General features: G+C 43.3%; 5 protein-coding genes and 2 pseudogenes. 3 read left to right on the forward strand and 4 right to left on the reverse strand.

Annotated features, from left to right (window positions below):
- A pseudogene (locus C3418_RS22735) lies at nt 1–173 on the forward strand (IS1595 family transposase); the annotation flags it as partial.
- Between the two features lie 22 nt (nt 174–195).
- Nucleotides 196–324 (forward strand): annotated as a pseudogene (locus tag C3418_RS24950) (IS5/IS1182 family transposase); the annotation flags it as partial.
- Nucleotides 325–514: 190 nt separating this feature from the next.
- On the opposite strand, the gene C3418_RS22740 reads toward C3418_RS24950, so the two are convergent.
- The 4 genes from C3418_RS22740 to C3418_RS22755 all read right to left on the reverse strand — a co-directional run bounded on the left by C3418_RS22740 (nt 515) and on the right by C3418_RS22755 (nt 4,337).
- Nucleotides 515–1,048: a cupredoxin family protein gene (locus C3418_RS22740; protein WP_087756363.1), complete on the reverse strand. Its 534-nt coding sequence runs from the start codon at nt 1,046–1,048 to the stop codon at nt 515–517.
- Between the two features lie 20 nt (nt 1,049–1,068).
- The gene (locus C3418_RS22745) at nt 1,069–1,926 is read right to left on the reverse strand and encodes a copper resistance protein B (RefSeq protein WP_005303868.1); all 858 of its coding nucleotides are present in this window, start codon (nt 1,924–1,926) and stop codon (nt 1,069–1,071) included.
- 11 nt (nt 1,927–1,937) lie between these two features.
- Nucleotides 1,938–3,872 (reverse strand): copper resistance system multicopper oxidase, encoded by a 1,935-nt coding sequence (locus C3418_RS22750; protein WP_103261967.1) that lies wholly within the window; start codon nt 3,870–3,872, stop codon nt 1,938–1,940.
- A 138-nt stretch (nt 3,873–4,010) separates the two neighbouring features.
- Nucleotides 4,011–4,337, reverse strand: coding sequence for a hypothetical protein (locus tag C3418_RS22755; RefSeq protein WP_010675891.1), 327 nt, complete (start codon nt 4,335–4,337; stop codon nt 4,011–4,013).
- A 280-nt stretch (nt 4,338–4,617) separates the two neighbouring features.
- On the opposite strand from C3418_RS22755, the gene C3418_RS22765 reads away from it, so the two are divergent.
- The coding region (locus C3418_RS22765) for a transposase (protein WP_181023144.1) at nt 4,618–4,927 on the forward strand (310 nt) is incomplete at its 3' end.

Raw genomic sequence — 4,927 nt, forward strand, 5'->3', positions numbered from 1 at the left:
GCAGTTGTCATAAGCTCGGAGCGAAGCATTTACCAAGGCATCTTGCTGAATACTGCTTCCGGTTTAATCATCGTTTTGACCTCAAGAGTATGTTTGTTGAATTGGGGCATGCAGTCGTGGCAAGCCCTCCGATGCCATATCGGCTCTTGAAGCTGGCTGAGGGTCATGGGTAATCAGGATTGTTGATGTGGCCACCTATCAGCTGAGGCCCGCCTGGAGACGGTTGTACCGACCTTGCTCAATCACTTGCGGCGCAAGATAGAGCAGGTTAGTGTTGATGGTTACCATGGCACCAAAGCGTGTCACCTCCTTCTGAAAAATAGGGAGCAGGGCCATTTTTTCTCACAGTAGCTCTATTTATTAACTTCAATGTATGTTCTTCCTGCTTCTTATAAAAAGCAGTTGATTATGTTAATTTTTATCATTATCCGTAAAGTTTAGAACTGAATTATGAAAATCAAAGAGGGGCCTGAACAGGCCCCTCTTTGATTTTCATATAGGCTCAGATAGCCTCTTATTTAACGACAACCTCTCCAACCATACCAGCTTCCATATGACCAGGTACAAGACAAGCAAATGATACTGTACCTGCTTTATCAAATTTCCATAGCACTGCACTCTTCTGACTGGGTGCAAGAGAGATCATGTTTGGCATGCTATGTTTCATCTGCATACCTTGCATTTGTTGCATCATTCCCGCATGCTCTTTGAGCTCTGAGGTTGTTCCGAGAACGAACTCATGTGGTAGTTTTCCATTATTCTTTATAAAGAATCGGATTGTTTCACCTTGTTTGACCGATATCGTTTTCGGTGTAAACCGCATGGTGTCATCCATAGATACGTCAATGGTTCTAGACACATCTTTGGCAACACCAGGGGAACCAGCCATACTCCCCATGTCATGCCCCATAGGAGCTGGATTCCCCTTCATTGAACTCATGTCATGGTTCATGCCATTCTTCATTGAGTTCATGTCATGACCTTGCTCAGAAGCCATCACACCCGTAGAAATTACTATCACAGCAGCAGTAATCATTTTGAATTTCATACATTACCTTCCTTATGTAATCAGAACCAGAATCTGGCACCTGCAATAAATCTCGTATCAGATGTACTCTCCCCATGATCTTTTGCTAGATCGTATGTATTGCCAGCGAGAGTTTTCCATTCAACGCCTATGTAAGGAGCAAACTGCCTACTTATTTCATAACGTAACCGCAAGCCAGTGCTGATGTCTGAGATACCTCGCCCAACAGACATATCATCATTATCTTTACTGTAAATATTCATTGCAGCTTGGGGCTGTAGTATCAATTTCTGAGTAAGTAAGAGGTCATATTCCGCCTCTAGGCTTAAAAGCATTAGACCATGCTGATCTACAAATAAAGAGGAGTCAACCTCAAACCAATATGGCGCTAATCCTTGTAGGCCAAGGGCAAGCCATCCTTTATCGCTTCTAGATTGATATGTATCATATCTTGCTCCAAAAAGGATGTCCCAGTATGCAGATGTAGCATACCCATAAAGAACTTGGTTTTCTGTATCCTGTAATGAATTTTTATATTCACCTTCAGATTTAAACCATATTTTTTGATAGTCTTTCCCTACCCAAGCAAGGGCTTTGTAGGAAGCATAATTTTCCTCTCGTCCATTTGAATATTCAAGCCTGTCAATTAACAGAGAAGAAAAGGTATGTTCATCTGCTAAGGAAAGCTGCTCTCTGCCTTCAAAAAGGCTTGGGCCTGAACTAAGTGTGAGTCCATCAGAATATTCATCAGGGCTTCTTTGTTCGCTATCCTCAGATGCGGTTAAATCAGGGTGATAGCCGCTAACAGCATCTTTTGACTCCTCAGAAAAAGAAAGAGAAGCAAATAACCCAAGGCTGATCAACCATATTCCATTTTTTACTATACTTTGAATTAGCATTATTTATTTCCTCAAGAAACCACTACTTCACGGAACATTCCAGCATCCATATGGAACATAATATGACAGTGCCAAGCCCAACGGCCAATGGCATCAGCGGTCACAAGAAAACTAATTCGTTGTGCTGGCTGCACAGGTATTGTGTGCTTTCTTGCCAAAAAGGAGCCATCTTCATTCTCAAGTTCACTCCACATACCATGTAAATGCATGGGATGGGTCATCATGGTGTCATTGTGGAGAGTAATTCTAACTCTTTCTCCATAATTAAAATGAATTGGTGTTGATTTACCGAACTCAACGCCATCAAACGACCATGTATAGCGTTCCATATTTCCAGTCAAATGAAGTTCAATTTCGCGTTCTGCTGGTCTTGGATCTATGGGCCCACCTTTAGTTTTCAGGTCTGCTAACGTAAGCACTCTTCTCCCATTATTACGTAGCCCTACACCAGGGTCATTCAGATTGCGTCTTGGTGTATCTACCCTCGCATCAACACTGGGCCCAAACTCTGTACTGGCATGCCTAACCTTGCTTGGCGGTGTAGCATTACTCATACCAGCCATGGAGCTATGATCCATCGTTGGCATTGCCCCCGATGCCATGCCAGGCATTGAGCCATGATCCATACCTGCCATAGAGCTATGATCCATCGCTGGCATTGCCCCCGATGCCATGCCAGGCATTGAGCCATGATCCATACCTGCCATAGAGCTATGATCCATCGCTGGCATTGCACCTGATGCCATACCAGGCATTGAGCCATGATCCATACCTGCCATGGAGCCGTGATCCATTCCGTCCATGGAGCCCATCATATCTTCCATTGAAAGAGGCTCAGGTTTGTCTACAGTAGGAATCGGAGCTGAAAGGCCAATCGCCGTCGACAACGTACCTCGGGCAAAACCAGTACGATCCATCGACTGTGCGAAAATCGTATGGGCGTTATCGATGGGTTGAACAATGACATCGTAAGTTTCACCAGGGCCGAAACGAAACTCATCTACGTCTATAGGTTCAATATCAACACCATCGGTTTGTACAACCGTCATTTTTATGCCTGGAATTCTGACATCGTAAAAAGACCCTCCAGCACCATTTATAAATCTAAGTCTGATCTTCTCACCTTTATTGAAGACACCAGTCCAATTTCCATTAGGGGTTGTTCCGTTCATTAAATAGGTTAAAGTTGCAGAGGATAAGTCAGCCAAATCTGTAGAATTCATTCTCATTTCATTCCACATCTGGCGTTTGGTGAAGGCAACCTTTAATCCACTGTTGCTGACATCGTTAATGAAGTCGATAGCTGTAGGCTGATTAAAATTATAGTAATCACTTTGCGATTTCAATTTTGATAAAATTCGCATCGGGTGCTCATCTGTCCAGTCTGACAAGAGAACAACATAATCTCTATCGGCTGATATAATCTCGCCTTCTTTTGGCTCTATAATTAAAGCGCCATACATTCCCGTCTGTTCTTGAGAACCAGAGTGAGAGTGATACCAATATGTACCGGACTGTTCCAACGTGAATTTATATGTGAATGTCTCTCCTGGTTTAATACCATTGAAACTAATACCAGGTACGCCATCCATTTCAAATGGAAGTATTATACCATGCCAATGAATAGAGGTAGGCTCACTGAGCTTATTGGTAACACGAAGAGTAACCTCATCGCCTTCCTTTAAGCGTAATGTCGGTGCAGGTATGGAGCGATTGACAACCGTGGCAATTCTTGTACTTCCAGTAAAGTTGACAACAACTTCTTCAACTACCAGATCGATTACTGTTCCACTTAAAACTGAGCTGTAAACCTTTTGCGGCAGTTCTTCTTTAGCGTTAATTGACATAGGAATCGATGCCACAACTCCGCCAGCAGCAATCCCTTTAACAAACTTTCTTCTTGAGATAGAAGGATTAAATCCATTTTTACTATGAACATCATTCATAAGCGCCTCCATTTCATCACAACTGTGATGTGCGATGATGCTCATTATAGAAATCAATGTACAATTACAATACTGTAATTTTTCTCAATGCGTATAAAAAATGCGCAAAACTTACGTTAAAGCATGATTTTATTTGCTTTATCTGTTTCGCCCACTACCCATTCCATGCTGAAGTGCAATCACATGGACATCACCGTTGTAGCTGACTTTGACTGTGTTGATACTTTTGTCCATGGGGAGTTGCAGTTGCTTTGTCTTCCCAGGAGTAGCCATTACAGTACCCAGTTTAGTGTCATCCAGGGTAGATACACTCACAGTATCGGTACTAAGTGCGTTGGCACTCCAATCCATATATATAATGTTGTGCCCAGCACGAACGTTATAAGGCACAGGAGCCTGAGCAAAGGCGGAGAAGCTTCCGACGACCAGCGTACATGCCATGAATGCACCAATTTTAATATTCATAAACCACCTCATTTAATTATGACTCAAGTTACGTGACTAACTATATACTCTGAATCATTACATGAAGCTGTCACAAAAATTACAAATTAGTAATAAACCTATTGAAGAGTGTTTGGGGAACGCTGGATGCCTTAAATCAGGACATACCCTATTTTTTGACCTGCTCAGATAGAGATTCGGTTCATGCAGCATGAATCGCCCGGCTTCTCTAGGGAAGGTGCGAACAAGTCCCTGATATGAGATCATATTTGTCATTTGGAGCCATGAAACAGGGTTCATCATGAGTCATCAGCTCACCTTCGCCGACAGTGAATTCAGCAGTAAGAGCCGTCAGACCAGAAAAGAGATTTTCTTGTCCCGCATGGAGCAGATTCTGCCATGGCAAAACATAGTGGAAGTCATCGAGCCGTTTTATCCCAAGGCTGGTAATGGCCGGCGACCTTATCCGCTGGAAACCATGCTGCGCATTCACTGCATGCAGCATTGGTACAACCTGAGCGATGGCGCGATGGAAGATGCTCTGTACGAAATCGCCTCCATGCGTCTGTTTGCCCGGTTATCCCTGGATAGCGCCTTGCCGGACCGCACCA

This window comes from Aeromonas sp. ASNIH8 (assembly GCF_002919855.1).
Lineage (GTDB): Bacteria > Pseudomonadota > Gammaproteobacteria > Enterobacterales > Aeromonadaceae > Aeromonas > Aeromonas caviae.